Origin of the sequence: Streptomyces sp. NPDC048507, from assembly GCF_043199995.1 — a bacterium.
Lineage (GTDB): Bacteria > Actinomycetota > Actinomycetes > Streptomycetales > Streptomycetaceae > Streptomyces.
Genome location: NZ_JBICWZ010000011.1, coordinates 93,902 through 112,948 on the forward strand (window position 1 = coordinate 93,902; position 19,047 = coordinate 112,948).

The window sequence follows — 19,047 nt, forward strand, 5'->3', positions numbered from 1 at the left end:
GGCCCGGGTCGATGACCCCGGAGGTAATGGCCGAGCCGTCGCCGGGGGCGCATCCGGTGGGGGGTCCGGGGGCGAAGAGGGGGTGAGGGGCGCGGCGGCGGGCCGGGCTCCGGGATGTGGAGGTGTGGGCACGGTGATCACGGTGGAGCGCGGTTTCCTCGTCGGGGTTCCGCTCGGCGTCCTGGTCACCTACCTGGAGGACTTCGGGCACGCCGCGCAGTGGGATCCGGGGACCCTGCGGTGCGACCGGATCGGCGAGGGGCCGGTGCGGCCGGGCGCCCGCTGGCGCAACACCTCGCGCTTCCGCGGGCGTACCACGCGGCTGGAGTACCGGCTCGCGTCCCGAGAGCCGCAACGGCTCGTGTTCGTCGGGGAGAACAAGACCGTGACCGCCACCGACGACATGCGCTTCGAAGCCGCGTCGCCCGACGCCACCCGCATGACCTACACCGCCTCGCTGCGGTTCAAGGGCCTCGCCCGGTTCGCCGAGCCGTTCCTGCGCAAGGAGTTCGAAGGGCTCGCGGACAAGGTCGCCGAGCGGCTGCCGGCTGCCGCCGCAGCCGCGGCCGCGGGCCGGTGAGGCGCGGCGCTCGGGCGCCCGCTCAGGCGCCCGCTCAGGAGGGTCGCGGCCGGTGCGGGACCCTGACCAGGAAGACTTCGTCGGCGTAGCACCAGGCCCAGTCCTCGTCCGGGGCGAGCGAAACGACGAGGGGATGGCCGGTGGCGGCGTGGTGGCCGTACGCGTGACGGCCCCGGGAGCTGTCGCAGCACCCCACGTACCCGCAGGTCAGACAGCGGCGCAGGCGCACCCATCGCCACCCCCGCGCACGGCAGTCCGGACAGCCCTCCCCCGCTGTGGGCCCGGGCGTCGGCCGATCCGGCTCCGGCGCCGGCTCCGCGGCGTGGGTGCAGGTGCGGCCCTCGGGACGTCCGCCGTCCGGCGCCACGGCCCACTCGTTCAGCCGGTCCACGGCCACCTCCGGGATCGCGTCCGCGTGCGGCCCCCGCGCGGACGGGACGGCTGGAAGCGCGTGCGCACGGATCGCGGCACGCGCTTCCAGCGTACGCCCGGCCGGACGCCGCGACCGGGCCCTACTGGTGGGAGGCCTCGGCCTCGGCCACCCGCTGGAACTCGCCCAGGTCGTAGTTGGCCAGCGTCGAGTCGAGGTTCGTCAGCGCGCCCAGGTGCTCGATGAAGCCCTCGGGTTCGTACTCGATCTGGAGCGTCACCCGGCTCTCGGTGTCGCTCAGGCGGTGGAAGGTGACGACGCCCGCGTGGTGGACCCCCTCGATCGTGCGCCAGGCGATGCGCTCCTGGGGGATCACCTCGACGAGTTCGGCCACGAAGCCCTTGTTCGCACCCGGCAGGGCCACCTGCCAGGCGAACGTCGAGGCGTCGATCCGGTCGACGTGCTTGACGTGGCTGAGGAAAGCGGGCCAGCGCTCCACGTCCTGCCACAGGGCCCAGCTCACCGCCACCGGTGCCTTGATGTCGACCGCTTCGAGCAATGAGGACGCCATGGGTCCCTCCCTCTGTCCGTCTCCTGCGTGAACCTGCCTGATGTCGTGTCCCGCCGTTACCCAGCGGATCACGTTTCACCGCGGACGGGGTGGTCAGACGGGCTGCGGGGTGAGGCGTTTGTGGCCCTTGCGGTCGTAGTACGCGGTCATGGCGAAACCGAAGACGAGGGCGAGGACGACGCCGACCGCGATCATGATCCAGGAGCGGGTCAGCCCGGCGTCGCCGCGGGCGTCGAAGTAGAGGATGGCGCGCACCCCGTCGCTGAGCTGGCGCATGGGCTCGAAGTGGGACAGGAAGCGGTAGAAGCCGGGGACGGCCTGGAGCGGGACGGTGGCTCCCGAGGACGGCAGGCCCAGCACGATGAAGACGAACATGGAGACCAGCTGGCCGATTCCGCCGAACGCGGCGTTGATGGCCTGCACGCCCAGGCCGACGGCGAGGGCCGCGCAGTAGGAGTAGACCCACAGCAGGGGCAGCCTGGTCGCGTCCATGCCCAGGACGGCGACGCAGGCCACCATCACCAGGGTGGTGGTGAGGAGCGTGATCCCGGCGGTCATCGCCATCTTGAGCAGCAGCGTCTGGGTCCGGTTGATCGCCACGGTGGGGCGGCGGGTGTGCCAGGGGCCGATCTCGTTGTCGGCGTAACCGAGGGCGGTGTCGACGCCGTTGCTGATGACGTTGCCGCCCATGAATCCCGCCAGGACGAGGAGCAGGGTGTAGTAGAAGGCGGTCAGTCCGAGGCCGCTGCGGGGGCCGATGGGGTGGCCGACCTGGGTGACGATGCGCAGCGGGTCGGCGAGCAGGAGCTTGGCGGTGGGGCTCGTCGCGGCGGCCGCGGACGCGGCGAGCTGCCGGCCGACGCTCAGGGACGCGGCGTGGGCCGCCCGGTTGGTGATCTGGCCGGCGAGGGAGGAACCGAGGCTCCCCTTGCCGGGGTTGGTCAGCACGAGGAGCGTCGGCTGCTGTGTGGCGCCGGACGTCGCCAGCGCGGCGACGGAGTCCGTGAACCCGGCCGGGACGACGAGCGCGCCGTACACCTTGCCGGAGTCGAGCTGGTCCTGGGCCTGGGCGCGGGTCAGCGTGCGCCATTGGGCCTTGCCGCCGGCGGGGTCGGACGCGATGGCGGTGGTGAGCTGGGATCCCAGGTTCCGCTGCTGTCCGGGGAGCGGCTTGCCGATGTCGTCGTCGACGAGGGCGATGGGCAGGTTGCGGAGCTCCGCGTTGGGGTTGACGATGCCGCCCATGTAGAGCAGGGACAGCAGCAGGGCCAGCAGTCCGGCGAGGACCGTGGGGACCAGCCACAGTCGGGGCCGGCGCAGGAGCGTCGCGGCGCGGGCTTCGGGGGCGGCGGGCTGGGACATCGCTCTCCGTAGGTTCCCGGCGGCGGGGAGGGCCGGGCTCGGGCACTGGGGGTGGCGGGGCGGGGGCGGGGTGGTGACGGGGCGCGTGGCGGGGGCGTGTGACGCCCCGTCGGCCTCACGGAACATCAGGAGGCGGTGCGCGGCGGGAGAAGCCGCGCCGTACGCGGGCCTCCGCCACTCCGTTGCACTAGGGGCGGAGCCGGGCGGCGCGGGGCCGGGCGGGGCTTACGGGGCGAGGGCTGCGGCCAGTTGGGTGCGCGAGCGGATGCCGAGCTTGCGGTAGACGCGGCTGAGCATCGTCTCCACCGTCTTCACCGACAGGAACATCCGCTGCGCGGCCTCCCGGTTCGTGGCGCCCCCGGACACCAGGGCCGCCAGCCGCAGTTCGTGCCCGGTCAGCCGGGCGACCGGGCCGCCGGGGGCGGACCCGGGGGGCGGGGCCGCGGGGTCGGGGCGCAGGCCCGTCAGGCGGGCCAGGTGTTCCCGGGTCAGCTCGCTCCAGGGGCGGGCCCCCGACTCCTCGAACACCTCCAGGGCCGCCTCCCAGGACGCGCGGGCCGCCGCGCGGCGGCGCCGGCCCCGCTCCAGCCGGCCGAGCGCCAGCCGGGTCCGGCCCTCCTCGACCGGCAACCCGAGCCCCGCGAAGGTCCGCGCCGCGTCGCGCAGCAGCTCCGCCGCCTCGTCGTCGGCGCCCTCCAGGTGCCGGCAGACCGCCCGGGCCCGGGTCAGCGCGGCCCGCAGCCCCGCGTGCCCCGGTCCCGGACCGACCCGTTCGCGCATCCGCTCCAGCAGGGCCCGCGCCCGCTCCCGCTCCCCGGACGCGGCGAAGGCCTCCACGGCGTCGCCCTGCCAGCGCAGGATCCCGGGGTCCGCGGCCCCCTCCCGGTCCTCCAGGTCGGCCACCTCGGCCAGCGCCGCCGCGGCCCGCTCCACCTCGCCCGTGTGCAGGCGGACCGCGCCGAGCACCCACAGGCCCCGCGCCACGTGCAGGGAGTCCCGCTCCTCGCGCGAGGCCCGTACGCCCTGCTCCGCGTACCGCAGCGCGTCGGGGAAGGCTCCGCCGCAGCTGTGCGCCAGCGCGGCCGTGTACCAGGCCGGGCCGGGCGACAGGCCCGCCGCCGCGGTGAGGGCGACGGCGCGCGCCGACCAGTGCAGGGCCCGCGCGCAGTCCCCCAGCCCCGCGTCCGCCTCGGCCATGCTCCGCCACACGTCGACCAGGTCCTCGGCCTCTCCGGCGGCCTCGGCGGCCGGGAGCAGTCCGGTCAGCATGTGGCGGGCCTGGGCGAGGCGGCCGTCGAAGACCGCGTGCCGGGCGGCCAGGTACTCGGGGCTGTTGCGGATGCCGAGGCGTGGCGGGGGCACGGCCAGGGAGAGGGCGCGGGCCAGGGTGACCGGTGCGGCGTCGAGGCGGCCCAGGACCCGTTCCATGCGGGCGCGCATCGTCAGCGCGGCCGCTTCGAGGGGGACGTCCCCGCCGTCGCGGGCCAGTCGGGCGGCGGCGCCCGCGTGCCGCAGGGCCGCCGCCGCCTCGCCGCCGGTGATGTTGGCCCGTACGGCCGCGCGCAGTTCGACGGCGGCGAGCAGCGCCGGGTCCCCGGCCGCCCGCCGGTGGGCCGAGGCGAGGAGGGGCGCCATGGCGCCCGTGTCCTGGCCGTGCGCGTCCACCACGGCCAGCAGGGCGTGCACCCGCTGCGCGGCGCTGCCGCCCGCCGCCGCGATCAGGTCGGACGCCTGGCGGGCGAGGTCGGCCCGTCCGGCGGCCGCCGCGTCCCGGGCGGCCGCGGCGAGCCGCTCCAGCCGCGGCCCGGGGCGGTCGGCGGGGGTCAGCCGGGCGGCGAGGAGCTCCAGTTCGGCGGCCGCGAGACGGTCCCCGGCCTCCCGGGCGACGGCGGCGGCCCGCGCGGTGTCCTCCGCGAGGGCCCGGTCGGCGCCGTCCTGGGCGAGGGCCCGGTGCCGGGCCCGCTGGACGGGGTCGTGCACCGCTGCGGCGAGGGCCCGGTGGATCCGGCGGCGCTGCCGGGCGGTGCCGGCCTCCGCCGCGGCCTCGGCGAGGGCCCGCGCGGCGAACCGGGCCGGGGCCGGCGCCACCGCGTCGGGGCCGAGGGCGGTGGCGGGGGTTGCGGGGGTGCCGGGGGCACCTGCGGTCAGCAGCCCGACGCGGACGGCCCGTTCGACGTGGTCCTCGGCGTCCGGGCGTCCGGCCGCGCGCAGCAGATCGACGTCCGGGTGGCGGGCCAGCGCGGCGACCCGGAGGGTGTCGCGCACCTCGGCGGGGACGGTGGCCAGCCAGGCCCCGGCCAGCTCCCGCACCTCCCGGGGCCAGAGCGGGCCGCCGTGGGCGTCGGAGGCGGCGCGGCGCAGGGCCGCGCAGCAGGCGTCGAGGAGGGCCCGGTGACCGCCGGTGTACTCCCGTACCGGCGCCGCCCAGCGGGCGGGAAGCCCCGCCCGGCCGAGGGCGGCGGCCGTCTCGGTGAGGTCCGCCCGGGGCACGGGCAGCAGCGGCGGGTGCCCGCCGAGCAGGGCGGCCGCCGCGGCGGGGTGTCCGGTGGTCCGCTCGGCGCACGCCGCCGCCAACCGGTCGGCGGGCAGGGCGCGCAGGGCGTACCCGAGCGCGTCGGCGCTGGCCGGGTCCAGCCACTGGGCCCCGTCGACGAGGAGCAGTACGGGCTCCCCCGCTCCCAGCAGCGCCACCAGCGCCATCCGCACTCCGAGCTGCGGGGCGGCGGACGGGTCCGGGTGGGTACCGCCGAGGCCGTCATCCTCCGGAGCGGGCCGTTCCGAACACCCCCCACGGGCATCCGCGTCCGTACGACCCCCCTCCCCGCGCGGCCCCACCCACCCGGGCCCGCCCGCCGGCCGGCCGGCCGGAGCGTGCCCGGCCCCTCCGCCCGCCGGGGAGCCGGGGCCCGCCGCCGCGTCACCGTCCGAAGCACCCGCCGCAGGCGGCGGCACGAGGAGGGGGCCCGGTGCGGGACCCGAGCCGGAGGCCGGGGCCGGGACCCGGGCCGGGCGGGTGGTGAGGAGGGTCAGCAGGGTTGCCGCTCGGGCCGCGTGGGCCGCGTCGGCCCCGGCCGGCCCGGACGGCGGCGCGGCGAGCAGCTGGGCGACGGCGGCGAACGGTACGTGCTCGTCGCCCGGCTGCGTACGGATGCGCAGGCACCGCCACGGCGCGGCCGCCGCCGACAGGGCGTCCAGGAGGGCGCTCTTGCCCGCGCCCCACGGCCCGCTCACGGCCAGCCGGCCGTGCCGCTCCAGCAGCCGGACGGCGTCGCGGAACGGCGGGGGCGGCCGGTCCGCGTCGGCCCCGTACCCCTCGCCCGTACCGTCCGTCCACGCGTTCACACCGCGCACCGTAGGCGGGCGCGCGCGCCCGGGCAACGGTGGTGACCGCAGGCCGGCCGGGGACAAGGGTTTTCCCCCACACCCCCGGCCCCACCCGCGATCGCCCGTCGGCGCGGGGGTTTTCCCGGATACCGGCGGGAGCGCCGGGCCGGGACGCTGTGGACCTCCCCGGGACCCGGCCCCACCCCGGCCCCGCCCCGGCCGCCGTGCCCGCCGTCCCGCGCACCCCTGTGGGAAGGACCGCCGCACGGACCGCGGATGACGCACCGTCATCCGCCCGCTCTCCTCCATGGAAGGCCCCCACCCCATGCGCAGTTCCGTCAACCGGCCGGTGCTGACCGGCCTCGTGGCCTTCGCGGCCCTCGCCACCCTCGCCGTGCCCGCCGCCCGGGCCGGTGTCCCCTCGCCGAACGGCCCGTCCGCACCGTCCGCACCGTCCACCGCCGCCACCACCACGCCGCAGGACGTGCAGGACGCGCTGCGCCGCGATCTCGGCCTGTCCGCCGCCCAGGTCCGCGACCGGATCGCCCGGGAGACCGAGGCCGCCCGCGCCGCGACCGCCGTACGGGCCGCCGTCGGCGACCGGATCGCGGGGCTCTGGTTCGACGCCTCCGACGGGCGTCTGCACGCCGCCGTGACGGGCTCGGCGGACTCCGCCGAGGCCGCCGCCGTCCGCGCCGCCGGAGCGGTCCCGCACCGGGCCCGCGCCCCGCGCGCCCGGCTGGAGGAGGCCGCGGGCACCGTGGGCCGCTGGGCCTCCGGCGTGCCCGGCGTCGTGTCCTGGGGTCCGGACGCCCGCGCCGACGGGATCGAGGTCACCGTCGACCCGTCCCGCTCCACCGCCGCGACCACCGCGTTCCGCGCCCGCCTGGCCTCGGCGGCCGGCCTCGCGGACCTCGTACGGGTCGTGGAATCGCGGGACGTGCCCCGACAGCAGGGCGGCAGCGTCATCGGCGGGGAGAAGTGGATACCGGGCAGCGAGAGCCCCTGTTCCATCGGCTTCCCCGTCACCCGTACCAGCGGGGGCGGCAAGGCGTTCCTGACGGCCGGTCACTGCACCAACGACGCGGACCAGCCCGCCTACGGCAAGGACGGCAGCCGCGTCGGCACGTCCAACAGGGGCGGCGCGGGCAGCGTCAACGCCCGGGAGGGGGACATGGGCATCGTGGACGTCGACCAGGCCGCCTGGAGCCTGGCCCCCACGGTCGCGGGCTGGGGCAAGGGCGACGTCACCGTCACCGGATCCGCCGAGGCCGTCGTCGGCACGGCCGTCTGCCACTCCGGGCAGACCACGGGCCTGCAGTGCGGCGAGGTCACGAAGGTCAACCAGAGCGTGGACTACGGCAACGTGGTCATCGACGGGCTCTCCTACTCCAGCGCCTGCTCGGCGGGCGGCGACTCGGGCGGCAGCTACGTCACCGCGTCCGGCGGCAAGGCCGTCGGACTGCATTCGGGCGGCGGCAGCGCCACCTGCAGCAGCGGCAGCGGTGAGAAGTTCACCATCTTCCAGCCCGTCAACGAGGCGCTGACCAGGTTCGGGGCCTCGCTGGTGACCACCGCCCCGCAGCCGGGCGCCGTAACCGTGGCCGCCGTCTCCGCGCAGAGCGGCGTCACCGGAACCCCCGTGGAGCTGAAGAACTCCGCCGAGGGCGGCACCGCCCCCTACACCTGGACCGCCACCGGCCTGCCCGCCGGGCTCGCCGTCGCGTCGGCCACCGGCACCGTCTCCGGCACCCCGACCGCCGCCGGAACGTCGTCCGTCACCCTCACCGCCACCGACGCCGCCGGCAAGCAGGGCAGCACCACCTTCAGTTGGACGGTGACCCTCCCCGGCACCGGCGCCCCGGTCCTGAGCGACCCGGGCGCCCAGAGCGCCTACGTCGGCCGCCCGTACAGCCTCCGCCTCCAGGCCACGGGCGGGACGAAGCCGTACGCCTTCGGCGCGACCGGCCTGCCCGCCGGGCTCACCATCGACAGGTCGACCGGTGTGGTCTCGGGCACCGCGACGGCCTGGGGCTTCCGCAACGCCACGCTGACCGTCACGGACGCCTCGGGCAGGAAGTCCACCGTCACGACCACCTTCACCGTCTGGTCCTGACGCCCCGCACGCGGATCCGTCGTCTCCGGTCGGGGGGCCGGAGACGACGGATCCGTTCCGCCGGGGGTCAGTTGTAGACGAGCAGGTGGTCGCAGGTGTTCGTCCCGGAGGGGAGCGAGCTGTCGCTGTTGAGGACGTAGAAGGTGCCGGCGAAGCCGGTCGCCGTCATCTTCGGCACCACGATCAGGGTCTGGCCGGCCATGTCCAGCCCGAACCGCCGCACCACGTTCACGTTCAGCAGCGCGAAGAGGTTCGGCGTGAGGGCGCCCAGCCTGAGGATCCGGTACGTGCGGTCGCCCGATCCGTCCGCTCCCGTCACGGGCGCCCGGTACTGGGTGTCGCCCCATTGCGCCGGCTGGGGGGCGACGCGCCCCGAGGACTCCAGCTCCTGCAGGCGCCGTTGCGTGCCCGGCCGGACTCCGGCCATGTGGATGTGCAACTGCTGGAGGCGCCGGGCGCCCATCGAGTTGATGCCCAGCCCGATGTCGGGGTACTGCACGGGGACGTCCCCGCCGCGGCGGGCGTCCTCCCACGCCTCGTGCCAGTAGTTCGCGACGCCGGACGTCAGGAGGAACGGGCACTCGATGCCCGTGATCCGGCACGTCGGCACCAGCAGGTAGTTGTGCGGGGTTTCGGGCCTGCCGTGCAGCACCACGTGGTTGGGGGTCGTCTTGAGGCAGTCCGGCTTCTGGCCGCTCGGCGGCACGATCCCCTGCGTGCAGTACTGGACGTCCCGCCACAGCGGGTCGGTGTCGGCGGGACTGCCGCAGAGCGGCTGGAGCTGGGACGGCGGACAGGGGCTCGGTGCGCCGCCGGGCGGGTTCGGATCCGTGGGGCAGGGACAGCACTCCGGATCCCCGGGGACGGGTCCCGTACCCGCGGCCGCGGCAGCTGACCCGCCCGCGCCGGTCAGCAGGGCTCCCGCGCCCAGGGCGCCGGAAAGCGCGACGAACCGGCGCCTGGGCATGCCGTTCGTGTTGCCGGTGGCATTCATGTGCGAGCTCCGATGGTCGACGGCCGCTGCTGCGGTGATCCGGACCGCACACAAGCTAGGCCGTGGCCCGCCCTTTTCCCGGCAGGCGAGAGGCGGACCGCCGGGTATTACGCCGGACGGGACGGCCCGCCGCCCGGTGGCGCGGGGAGGAGGGCGCGGGCGCGGATGCGGAGGGCTTCGTCGCGGCGGATGACGGCGTCTTCGACCCCCGAGCGGATCGCGCGGGCGTCGCCGTCGGCCAGGGCGGCGATCCGGCGCAGGTGGTCGCCCGTCAGGGCGGGGGCACCGAGGGCTTCCAGGGCGTCGCAGGCACCCGTCGGATCGGCGTCCGGTGCGGCCGACCGCAGGGCCGCACCGACGAGCGCGGCCCGGTCCGGCGCGGCGGGGTCCGCCACGGCCGCGAGGGCCACCACGGCGGCCGCCGCCCGCGCCGGATCCTCCAGGGCGGCTTCCAGGCGGGGGACGAGCGGGCGCCCCGCCTGGCCCAGGAGGGCCGCCGTACGGGCCGCCCGTACCACCGGCCACCGGAACCAGGGGTCGCCTTCGGCGCGCGCGAAGACCGCGTCCAGTACGGGGAGCGCCTCGTCCGCCCGCCCGGTGACGCGCCACAGGGCCTCGGCGAGAGCCGTGGCGGTGTCCGGTGCGGGCGGGCCCCCGCCGTCGTGACCGGCGAGCACCTCCCGCAGGACCGGCGCCAGTACCGCTCCCCGGGGGCCGAGCGCGGCGGTGGCGGCGAGGGCCGCTCTCAGATCGCGGCCGCCGCGCCGGAGTTCCCGTTCGAGGCAGTGCAGCAGGGGTGCGGCGTCGTCGGCGAGGTCGTCCAGGGCCTTCGCCGCGCAGAGATCTCCCTGCGCGGCCGTCGCCCGCAGCGCGGCGACGGCCCGGGAGCGTTCGGCCGGAGCGCAGTGGGCGGCGAGGGCGGCGATGACCGGGGCGGCCGGGCCCGGAAAGTGCGGGAGCGCCGTGCACAGCCGGGGCAGCGCCGGGACGGCGTCGGCGCCCCAGCCGGCCAGCAGCTTCGCCAGCTGCCACGGTTCGTTGCCGGTCAGGGCCTCGGGGCGGGAGAGGCGGTCCCGGACCGCGTCGAGCAGGCCGGGGTCATACGGAAAGGGGGAGTCCGCGGGGCTGCGGAGTCCGGCGGCGGCGTCGAGGGCCCGGGGGCGCCGCCCGAGACCGGCGGTCAGGTACGGGACGGCCCGTGCGGGCGCCACGAGGACGAGCGCGGCCAGGGCACGGTCCGCGTGGTCGTCGTCCCGGTCGGGGTCACGGCCGGCGAGCCCGGCGAGGGCGTCCGCGGCCGGCGCCGCGACGCCGCCCAGTCGGCCGAGGAGGGACGCCGTGCCGACCGTCGCCTCCTCGTCGACGGCCGCCGCCGCGGCCAGGCTCCGCACCAGCCGCGCCGGGGCGCTGCGGGAGAGCGCGCACGCCCGGTCGGCCGCCCAGAGCCCTTCGGCCCGCACCGCGGCCCGGTCGTCGTACAGGGCCGCTTCGGCCAGGGCGAACGCCGCCTCGCGGTCCGGCTGCCGGCCGCGGCCCAGGAGCGCCTCCACGACGGCGGCCAGCGGCTCGCCGCGGTCGAGGTCGAGGTCGGAGCGCAGGGCGTCGACGGGGAGCAGGGACAGCATCGTGGTGTGCAGGGCGCCGGTCCACGGGGTGCCCGCGTCGAGGTGGGCGAAGACGGCGGCGAGGCGCACCTCGGCGGGCTGGGCCGGGTCGAGGACGCCGGCGGCCGCCGCCGAGCCGCCCTGCGGATCGAGCCGGGCCAGCCCGGCCAGGACTTCCGCGCGGACGCCTGGTTCGGCTTCGTCCGCCCACCGCGCGCGCAGCGCGGGCAGCACGCTCCCGGTCGCGCGGGTGTGGGAGAGCGCCCAGGCGGCGGTCCGGCGGACCGCCGGCTCCGGTGCCCGCAGCAACGGCAGGAGCAGCGGCAGCTGGTGCGCCACGGCCTCCCGTACCGCGCCCGGTGCCGTGCCGTACTCGTCCTCGCTTCCGGCCAGGCCCCCGAGCAGCCCCAGCACGTCGGCCGTGTGGTGGCCGGCCGCCGCGATCCTGGCGAGGAACGGGGCCGCCTCCGCACTGGCGGCGTAGACCGATCCCTGATGGAGGACGCATCCGTACAGCTCGGACAGCGCCCCGTCCGCCGCGTCCGCGTCGGTACCGGTCAGCGCCCGCAGCAGGCCGGGGACGTCCTCCGCGCTGCCGTAGGCATGGGAGGAGGAGCTCCACGGGCGGTCGTCCAGGCCGTCGAGCGGGTGTACGGGATCCATGCGGTGCATGCTGCCGGCCGGGTCCGACACCCCGGCGCGGGCGGGCGGGTCAGGGGGTGCAGCGGTGGGGGAGGGTGACGGTGCCGGGGCGGTGCTCGAAGGTGTCCATGACCAGCCACTCGTCCAGCTCGGGGTCGTAGAGGTTCTGGACGCCGAACTGGAGCACCTGCCAGAAGGTGCCGCGGTCGTTCTCGTCGACGTAGACGTCGCCCAGGGCGAGGGGCAGGCGGGGGTGATTGCCGGGGGGCAGCTGCGGGAGGACCACGCCCACCCGCCAGTGGTTCACCTGCCGTTGCGGGGTGCGCCGCAGGGTCTCCCGGCCCACGAACCGGGACCCTTCGAGCCCCCGGTTCAGGTCCTCCAGGCTGAAGCCCGGGATGCGTGAGCAGGGGTGCTCGGTCAGGCCGGGCCATTTGTACGTCAGCGTGTAGAGCGTGCCGTGGTGGATCAGGTTGGTGAACCAGATCGGGTACTGCGGGCCGCCCGCGGTCATCTGGCTGTCGCCGTCCCGCCCGTCCCAGGTGAACGGCACCGTGATGTCCAGGTCGCGGACGATCCACTTGCCCGTGCCGTGGAAGTCGCGGGGCAGCCGGGGCGGAGGGGGCGTGGGGGCGGTCGGGGTGCCGGGGGTGGTGGTCTCCTGCCGCGCGGCGGCGGTCCGGGGCGCGGCGGCCACCGGGAGCGGAGCCGCCAGGACGAGGGCGACCACTGCGGCGAGAGCGGCCGAGGTGGCCGTCCGACGTGTGCCTTTCCAACCCATGCGCTGCCTCAGCTGTCGTGGGGGGAGCCGTCGCGGTGCGGGGACCGGCACGGCGGTGCGGGACACCCGTCCCCGGAACCGGAGATTCCGAAACCGGCGTTCACCCTGTGGCGACGTTCCGCACGCGTGACGGCCGCCCCCCCGGCCAGGGGCGGCCGCGCGGCTACCAGTTCGTGCCGGTCCGCGTACGGGGGCCCAGGGTCGCGGCGCCGTTCAGGGTGCCGGTGCCGGGGTAGGCCCACAGGGTGCCGTCGTGGTCGACGGCGACGAGGTCGGGCTTACCGTCGGAGTTCAGGTCGCCGGGGGCGGCCAGTTCGGCCATGGCGTTCCAGCCGGTGCCGATCCGTACGCGGTCGCCGAGGGCGCCGGTGGCCGTGCCGGGGTAGGCCCACAGGGTGCCCGCGGGGTCGACGGCCAGCAGGTCGGGCTTGGCGTCCTGGTTGACGTCGAGGGCGGTGAGGTCGCGCAGGCCCGACCAGTTCGTGCCGATCCGGATGCGGTGGCCGAGGGTGTCCGTGCCCGCGGTGGTTCCGCTGCCGGGGTAGAGCTGGAGGGTGGCGGTGGACTTCTCCAGCGCGATCAGGTCGGTCTTGCCGTCGCCGGTGAAGTCGCCCGCGGTGAGCGCCGTCATGCCGCCCCAGCCCGAACCGATCTGGACGCGGCCGCCGAGGCCACCGCCCGCGGTGCCCGGGTAGAGCCACAGCTTGCCCGTCGCGGCCTCGATGCCCCGGCCGGACCGGAACGCCGGCCGGGCCGGCCCGTACGCGGCTATTCGGCTCCGGTGGCGTACCGGTACGAGCGCTGGACGATCTTCCAGACGGTCTCCAGTTCCGCCGCGCTGCGGGGGCCGTAGACCAGCGTCACGTCCTGGGCCGGATGGTGCACGCCCCAGCCCGCGTCGATGACCTCGGCCTCCACCCGCGCCGGGAGCGTCAGGTGCAGCGAACCGTCGTGATGCGGATGGATGTGCGCCCACTCACGGCCCCGCTGGAAGGCCGCCGCCGGACCCGTACCGACACCCTCCGGCAGGAACAGCGCCCGGGCGTGCGGCACCGAAACCAGCGTGGGCGACATGTACACGTACGGCAACGCCCGCATCCGCTCCCACAGCTCCTCCTGGAGCATGATCGGAGAGATCTGCGAACCCTGACCGTGCGGCGCCGGCCCGAAGACCCGCGGAGCCGCACCGGTACGGGGAGTCAGCGTGAGCATGGCGGTGTTCCTCTCCGGCCGGCCGGAGGGCCGGCTGCGGCGTGAAGGGGCAGCGGAGCCGCATCATGTGCAGCCCGGCCTCTCGCCCCGGTGGAGGGCCGGTCGGGCGCCGCCGCGGCCCTGCGCCGGCGCCCCGGGGCGGCGGCTCGTCGGTGGCGACGAATCCGGGCCCGGAATTCCGGCCCCCGGCACCAGCGCGCGCCGGCGCCGGGCAGCCATCGTGGAGGGGCCGGGGCCCACATCCACGGCCCGGGCTCCGCCTCCAGGCCCATCCGGCCGCACGGCGGACGCCCGCCCCCGCAGCCCCGAGCGACCCCTCGGGGCTGCGGGGCCGGTCCCCGTGCACCGCCGGCACCCGCGACGACAACCACCTGAGCCGGCCGGGGGTTTGGCGCGCTCCGTCGGGGACATACGCGCCACGACGGTCGTGCGCCTCCGCAGACGGGCCACGGCCGCCGCTGGGTGACCGTAGGCGGCTTCCCTCCCCCGGGGCCGCCTACGGCCCGCCCCGGACCCGGCCCGCCGTCGCGGCCGCCCGGTCACCGGCTCAGGTGACGGCGGGCAGACCCGTCCGCCCGGCGCCGTAGGCCGCGGCCATGGGCGAGGTGCCCGTGGTGACGAAGTCCCGGATGCCGCTCAGGTAGGCGTCGCGGTCGACCAGGCCGTCCCGGTCGGCGTCGAGGGCGTCGAACGCCTCGTCCACGCCGGATTCGCCGTTGCCCGCCGCCGTGCGCAGGCGGACGAACCCGGCCCGGTCCAGCCGCCCGTCGGCGTCGAGGTCGGCGATGTCGAACAGGGAGCCCAGAGCGCGCCGGCAGAAGCGTTCGAAGGCGTCGTGTCCCACCCAGGTGCGGTACTCCTCGAACGTCACGCGCCCGTCCCGGTCGGCGTCCATGTCCCGGAAGACCGCGTCGTGCGCGTCGTGCGACGCGGCGACGACCGGGTGGGCGGCGTCGCGCCCGACGGCGGCGGCCACGCGGTCGACCCGTGCGAGGTATTCCGCGTGGGTGATCGCGCCGTCGCCGTCGACGTCGAGCATGGCGAAGATCAGGTGCTGCGGTGAGTCGGTCACGGCAATTCCTCCTGGGTGCCCGTGGGTTCGCAACCGCCAACCTACCGAAGGATCCGCACGATCCGGATGAACCAGGAGATGTCCCGCCATGTGCGTATGCGTGAAGACGGGATCTACGGGGCGTCCGCCCGGGGGGCCGCGCGGCGGTCGAGGAGGGCCTCCACGATCCGCATCAGCCGCTCACCCGCCTGCCCGACGCTTCCGTTCTGCGCGCTCACCTGGGCCCCTTCGAGGAGGAAGGTGATCTCCACGGCGGCTTCGTCCGGATCGGCCAGGCCCGCCCGGAGGCACAGGCCGGTGAGCCGGCGCAGCTGGCCGGCCTTGTGGGTTTCAATGAGCCGGCGCGCCGGATGGCCGCGGTCGGGCAGTTCCGCGATGGAGTTGATGAACGGGCAGCCCCGGTGGGAGATTTCGGGCAGTCCGTCGGCGATGAACCGGGCCGCGCCCAGGATCTGCGCCCGGGGGTCGTCGGGGTGCGCGGCCTCCAGCCGGTCGAAGACGGCGGCGTAGTCGGCCGCGACGATCCGCAGCCATTCCTCCACCAGCACGTCCTTCGTCGCGAAGTGGCGGTACAGCGCCATCTTGGTGGTCGAGGCCCGGTCGGCGATCGCCTGGACGCCGACCCCCTTGATCCCTTCGCGCGCGAAGAGCTCCTCCGCCGCGTCGAGGATCCGCTCCCGCGGCGGCAGCTTGGCCACCCTGCTCTGCCTGCCGGCCCGCTCCATGCCCGTTTCCACCCTCCGCACCCCGTCCCGCGCCGATCCGATGGGGCGTTGGCGCCGCCCCGGGAGCGATGTTACGGTACCCATCGGTCCCACACGATACCGATCGGTATCGTGTGGGACCCAACGGTATCGCCCCGCCTCCCGCAAGGACGTCCATGAAGCTTTCCGAGTACACGGCCCACGACGGCGTCGGCCTGGCCCGCCTGGTCGCCCGCGGTGAGGTGACGCCCGCGGAACTCGCCTCGGCCGCCCGGCTGGCGTGCGACGCGGTGAACCCGCGGATCAATGCCGTGGTCGAGACCTGGCCCGCCGAGGACGCGCCCGTCCCGGGCAGTGCGCCCCTTGCCGGGGTGCCGTTCCTGATCAAGGACCTCGCCATCACGATGGCCGGCAAGCGGGTGGAGCTGGGCAGCCGCCTCGCCGCGGGCAACGTCGCCGGAGCCGATTCCGCGCTCATGGCCCGTTTCCGTCGCGCCGGGCTGGTGACCCTCGGACGTACGGCGACCCCCGAGTTCGCCTACAGCACCACCACGGAAGGGGTGCTGTACGGGCCCACCCGCAATCCCTGGGACCCGGCCCGCACTCCCGGCGGCTCCAGCGGCGGCTCGGGAGCCGCCGTCGCCGCGGGCATCGTCCCGATCGCGCACGCCACCGACGCCGCCGGGTCCATCCGCGTCCCCGCCGCCTCCAACGGCCTGTTCGGGCTGAAGCCGACCCGCGGCCGGGTGTCCATGGGCCCCGACGCGGACGAGGTCTTCAACGGGCTCGCCGTCCACGGCGCCCTCAGCCGCTCGGTGCGCGACAGCGCCGTCCTGCTGGACCTCGTCCAGGGCCCCGAGACCGGTGACCCCTACGCCGCGCAGCGGCCGGAGCGGCCCTACGTGCAGGAGGTGACCCGCTCTCCCGGCAGCCTCCGGATAGGCCTCCTCACCCGGCCGTGGGGCGGCCGGACGGTCGACGGCGCCATCGTCGACGCCACCCTGCGCGCGGCCCGGCTCGCCGAATCCCTCGGGCACCGGGTCGAAGAGGTCCGGGTGGACCTCGGGGCCGGCTGGGAGGACTTCGTCCTGGCCAACGCCCGCCTGTGGACGACCAACCTGGTGACCTGGATCGACGGCCTCGCCGCGGCCTCCGGACGCCCCGTCGGCCCCGCGACCCTCGAACCGGAGGTACTGGCCGCGTACGCCTACGGACGGCATGTCAGCGGAACCCAGTTCGTCGGCGCGCTCGCCCTGCGCAACGGCGTCGCGCGCGCGATCGGCCGGTACTTCGCCGCCTACGACCTGCTGCTCACCCCGACCCTGCCCGAACCGCCCGTCCCCCTGGGCACGTACGCCGAGGGTCTGACGGACGCCGGCGGTCCGGCCTGGATCGAGCGGGTCTTCCACCGCTCGCCCTTCACCGCCGCGTTCAACGTCGCCGGCACCCCCGCCATGTCCGTCCCCCTGGAGAGCGACCCCGCCACCGGTCTCCCCGTCGGCATCCAGTTCGCCGCCGGTTACGGGCGCGAGGACCTCCTCTTCCGCCTCGCCGGGCAGCTGGAGCGGGCCGCTCCCTGGGCGGGCCGGACCCCGGCCGTCTGGGCGGGCCACCACGGCGCCTGACGGGCCGCTCCCCCGCCCCGCCGCCGCCGTCGCGTCCGGGCGCACCCGGGAGGGGTCAGCCCGCGGCGCCCCGGACAGGACGGGCACCCGGACCGACTGGAGGCGGTCCAGCAGGCACCCGGACAGGAGCGTGCCCGCCGTCAGGGTGACGACCAGGGGCAGCAGGCAGAAGCCGGTGGCCAGGAGCGGCCGGTGCACGGCCTGCCGCAGGAACGGCGTGCCGTGCACCGGCACGATCAGCTGGGCGGCCTGCACCGCGAAGGTGAGCGCCACCGCCACGGCATGGGGGCGGATGCCCGGCAGGCGCAGGTCGAGGAAGGGCTCGGGGGAGGCCACAGCCCATGGCCGCGAGCACGCAGCGCGTGCGCGGCGAGCGGGGGCTCCCGGGGCCGGGACCGGGCGGGCGCGGGGGCCACGGCCTCACCGGGGTGCGGGTCCGTGGGGCGGCGCCACGGGCGGCGCACCGCCCGCGCGTCCCCGTACGTCCCCCTCCGTCATCCGGTGGCGGGCGTACGGGGACGGTCGTCCGGCAGGTGCCAGCGGTACGGGGCGACGAGGGCGTCGATGCCGTCGGGCCCCCAGCTCCCGGGGGCGTACGGTGCCACCGGCGGCGGTGCGTCGAGCAGCGGGGCCGCGACCTCCCAGAGCCGTTCGACGCCGTCGGACCGGGTGAAGAGGGACTGGTTGCCGCGCATGGCCTCCAGCAGGAGGTGTTCGTAGCCCTCCAGGAAGTTCTGCGCGGCGAACGAGGTGCGGTAGTTGAAGACCATGTCGCCGTCGGCCAGCCGCATCGACGGGCCCGGCTCCTTGACCAGGAAGCGGGCCGTGATGGAGCCGGGGTCGTCGAAGTCGATGACGAGTTCGTTGGCCCGTCCCTCCGCGGCGGCCCGCGCGTCCAGCGGGAACATCCGCAGGACCGGCTCGCGCAGGCCGAGGGTGACCACGTGGCGGCCCTCGGCCAGGGCCTTGCCGGTGCGCAGGTGGAACGGCACCCCGGCCCAGCGCCAGTTGTCGATGCCGACGCGCAGCGCGACGAACGTCTCCGTGTCCGAAGCCGGATCCACGCCCTGCTCCTCGCGGTAGCCGGTGTACTGGCCGCGGACGGCCCGCGCGGGGTCCAGCGGGCGCATGCTGTGGAAGAGCTTGACCTGCTCGTCGCGCAGCGCGTCCGCCTCCAGGGCGACCGGCGGTTCCATCGCGATGAACCCGAGCAGCTGGAAGAGGTGGGTGACGACCATGTCGCGGAAGGTGCCGGTGCCCTCGAAGAAGCGGGCGCGGCCCTGGATGTCGATGTGCTCGGGCACGTCGATCTGTACGTGGCTGATGTGCTCGCGGTTCCACAGCGGCTCGAAGAGTCCGTTGGCGAAGCGGAGCGCGAGGACGTTGTCGACGGCTTCCTTCCCGAGGAAGTGGTCGATCCGGAACACCCGCGACTCGTCGAAGACGGCGTGGATGGCGGCGTTGAGCGCGCGGGCGGAGGCGAGGTCGGTGCCGAAGGGCTTCTCGACGATGACCCGGCCGTCCCCGGCGAGTCCCGTGGCGCCGAGCAGGTCGATCACCGAGGTGAACGCGACGGGGGGTACGGCCAGGTGGAAGAGCCGGCGCGGTTTGCCCCCGAGGGCGGTCTCGGCCCCGCGCACCGCCGCCACCAGGGGCTCGGCGGCTCCGGCGTCGGCCGCGCCGAAGGTCAGGGCGGCCGCGAACGCCTCCCAGGCCGGGCCCTCGGGCCGCGAGCGCCCGAACTGCGCCACGGCCTGCTGCGCGTGGGCGCGGAACTCCTGGTCGGTGAGGGCCTCGGCGGCCGGTGCGGTGCCGACGATGCGGTAGCGCCGCGGCATCAGCCCGGCCAGCGCCAGGTGGAACAGCCCGGGCAGCAGCTTGCGCCGGGCGAGGTCGCCCGTGGCGCCGAACAGGACGATGACGTGGTCCGCCGGGGGCTCGGGCTCCGGAATCCCGCCGGATTCGGGAGACCCGCCGGGCTCGGGAGACTGGGCTGGCTCGGGAGACTGGGCTGGCTCAGGAGACTGGGCGGGCTGGGCCATCGGGCATCCTCACTCGTCCGCGCCGCAGCGCTGCACCGGCACGGCCCG

15 protein-coding genes are annotated in these 19,047 nt (G+C 76.2%); 3 read left to right on the top strand and 12 right to left on the bottom strand.

Annotated features, from left to right (window positions below; genetic code table 11):
• Positions 1–124 precede the first annotated feature (124 nt).
• Entirely contained in the window at positions 125–580 is a 456-nt protein-coding gene (locus tag ACGFXC_RS26930) for an SRPBCC family protein (protein WP_393716928.1), read from the top strand.
• Between the two features lie 34 nt (positions 581–614).
• On the opposite strand, the gene ACGFXC_RS26935 is transcribed toward ACGFXC_RS26930, so the two are convergent.
• The 4 genes from ACGFXC_RS26935 to ACGFXC_RS26950 form a co-directional block, all read right to left on the bottom strand.
• The gene (locus tag ACGFXC_RS26935) at positions 615–947 is read right to left on the bottom strand and encodes a UBP-type zinc finger domain-containing protein (RefSeq protein ID WP_393717184.1); all 333 of its coding nucleotides are present in this window, start codon (positions 945–947) and stop codon (positions 615–617) included.
• Positions 948–1,092: 145 nt separating this feature from the next.
• Entirely contained in the window at positions 1,093–1,521 is a 429-nt protein-coding gene (locus ACGFXC_RS26940; RefSeq protein WP_393716930.1) for an SRPBCC family protein, read from the bottom strand.
• 93 nt (positions 1,522–1,614) lie between these two features.
• Positions 1,615–2,883: a YhgE/Pip domain-containing protein gene (locus ACGFXC_RS26945; protein ID WP_393716932.1), complete on the bottom strand. Its 1,269-nt coding sequence runs from the start codon at positions 2,881–2,883 to the stop codon at positions 1,615–1,617.
• A gap of 225 nt (positions 2,884–3,108) precedes the next feature.
• Positions 3,109–6,225, bottom strand: a complete 3,117-nt coding sequence (locus tag ACGFXC_RS26950) for a LuxR C-terminal-related transcriptional regulator (protein ID WP_393716934.1) — start codon at positions 6,223–6,225, stop codon at positions 3,109–3,111.
• Between the two features lie 307 nt (positions 6,226–6,532).
• On the opposite strand from ACGFXC_RS26950, the gene ACGFXC_RS26955 reads away from it, so the two are divergent.
• Positions 6,533–8,323 carry a putative Ig domain-containing protein gene (locus tag ACGFXC_RS26955; RefSeq protein ID WP_393716936.1) on the top strand — a complete coding sequence of 597 codons (1,791 nt, stop codon included), beginning with the start codon at positions 6,533–6,535 and terminating at the stop codon, positions 8,321–8,323.
• A gap of 67 nt (positions 8,324–8,390) precedes the next feature.
• Here the strand turns inward: ACGFXC_RS26955 and ACGFXC_RS26960 are convergent, their stop codons facing one another.
• From ACGFXC_RS26960 to ACGFXC_RS26990, 7 genes are all read right to left on the bottom strand, one after another.
• The gene (locus tag ACGFXC_RS26960; RefSeq protein ID WP_393716938.1) at positions 8,391–9,317 is read right to left on the bottom strand and encodes a CDP-diacylglycerol diphosphatase; all 927 of its coding nucleotides are present in this window, start codon (positions 9,315–9,317) and stop codon (positions 8,391–8,393) included.
• A 107-nt stretch (positions 9,318–9,424) separates the two neighbouring features.
• Positions 9,425–11,584, bottom strand: coding sequence for a HEAT repeat domain-containing protein (locus ACGFXC_RS26965; protein WP_393716940.1), 2,160 nt, complete (start codon positions 11,582–11,584; stop codon positions 9,425–9,427).
• Between the two features lie 49 nt (positions 11,585–11,633).
• Positions 11,634–12,293: a hypothetical protein gene (locus tag ACGFXC_RS26970; protein WP_393716942.1), complete on the bottom strand. Its 660-nt coding sequence runs from the start codon at positions 12,291–12,293 to the stop codon at positions 11,634–11,636.
• A 214-nt stretch (positions 12,294–12,507) separates the two neighbouring features.
• On the bottom strand, positions 12,508–12,975 hold the full coding sequence (locus ACGFXC_RS26975; RefSeq protein ID WP_393716943.1) for an FG-GAP repeat domain-containing protein: 468 nt from the start codon (positions 12,973–12,975) through the stop codon (positions 12,508–12,510).
• A 137-nt stretch (positions 12,976–13,112) separates the two neighbouring features.
• Positions 13,113–13,556, bottom strand: a complete 444-nt coding sequence (locus tag ACGFXC_RS26980) for a luciferase family protein (protein WP_393716945.1) — start codon at positions 13,554–13,556, stop codon at positions 13,113–13,115.
• Positions 13,557–14,103: 547 nt separating this feature from the next.
• Complete coding sequence (locus ACGFXC_RS26985; RefSeq protein ID WP_393716947.1) at positions 14,104–14,628, bottom strand: EF-hand domain-containing protein; 525 nt, start codon at positions 14,626–14,628, stop codon at positions 14,104–14,106.
• Between the two features lie 113 nt (positions 14,629–14,741).
• On the bottom strand, positions 14,742–15,353 hold the full coding sequence (locus tag ACGFXC_RS26990) for a TetR/AcrR family transcriptional regulator (RefSeq protein ID WP_393717186.1): 612 nt from the start codon (positions 15,351–15,353) through the stop codon (positions 14,742–14,744).
• A 155-nt stretch (positions 15,354–15,508) separates the two neighbouring features.
• Here ACGFXC_RS26990 and ACGFXC_RS26995 point away from each other — a divergent pair, with 155 nt between their 5' ends.
• A complete protein-coding gene (locus ACGFXC_RS26995; RefSeq protein WP_393716948.1) occupies positions 15,509–16,957 on the top strand; it encodes an amidase in 1,449 nt (482 codons plus the stop codon).
• A 494-nt stretch (positions 16,958–17,451) separates the two neighbouring features.
• Here the strand turns inward: ACGFXC_RS26995 and zwf are convergent, their stop codons facing one another.
• Complete coding sequence (gene zwf / locus ACGFXC_RS27000) at positions 17,452–18,999, bottom strand: glucose-6-phosphate dehydrogenase (RefSeq protein ID WP_393716949.1); 1,548 nt, start codon at positions 18,997–18,999, stop codon at positions 17,452–17,454.
• Between the last annotated feature and the right edge of the window lie 48 nt (positions 19,000–19,047).

Excerpts from the sequence above, each read along its gene's own strand:
- ACGFXC_RS26940 (WP_393716930.1), bottom strand. The coding sequence starts at position 1,521 with ATGGCGTCCTCATTGCTCGAAGCGGTCGACATCAAGGCACCGGTGGCG.
- ACGFXC_RS26945 (WP_393716932.1), bottom strand. The coding sequence starts at position 2,883 with ATGTCCCAGCCCGCCGCCCCCGAAGCCCGCGCCGCGACGCTCCTGCGC.
- ACGFXC_RS26955 (WP_393716936.1), top strand. The coding sequence starts at position 6,533 with ATGCGCAGTTCCGTCAACCGGCCGGTGCTGACCGGCCTCGTGGCCTTC.
- ACGFXC_RS26960 (WP_393716938.1), bottom strand. The coding sequence starts at position 9,317 with ATGAATGCCACCGGCAACACGAACGGCATGCCCAGGCGCCGGTTCGTC.
- ACGFXC_RS26965 (WP_393716940.1), bottom strand. The coding sequence starts at position 11,584 with ATGGATCCCGTACACCCGCTCGACGGCCTGGACGACCGCCCGTGGAGC.
- ACGFXC_RS26975 (WP_393716943.1), bottom strand. The coding sequence starts at position 12,975 with ATGACGGCGCTCACCGCGGGCGACTTCACCGGCGACGGCAAGACCGAC.
- ACGFXC_RS26980 (WP_393716945.1), bottom strand. The coding sequence starts at position 13,556 with ATGCTCACGCTGACTCCCCGTACCGGTGCGGCTCCGCGGGTCTTCGGG.
- ACGFXC_RS26990 (WP_393717186.1), bottom strand. The coding sequence starts at position 15,353 with ATGGAGCGGGCCGGCAGGCAGAGCAGGGTGGCCAAGCTGCCGCCGCGG.
- ACGFXC_RS26995 (WP_393716948.1), top strand. The coding sequence starts at position 15,509 with ATGAAGCTTTCCGAGTACACGGCCCACGACGGCGTCGGCCTGGCCCGC.
- zwf (WP_393716949.1), bottom strand. The coding sequence starts at position 18,999 with ATGGCCCAGCCCGCCCAGTCTCCTGAGCCAGCCCAGTCTCCCGAGCCA.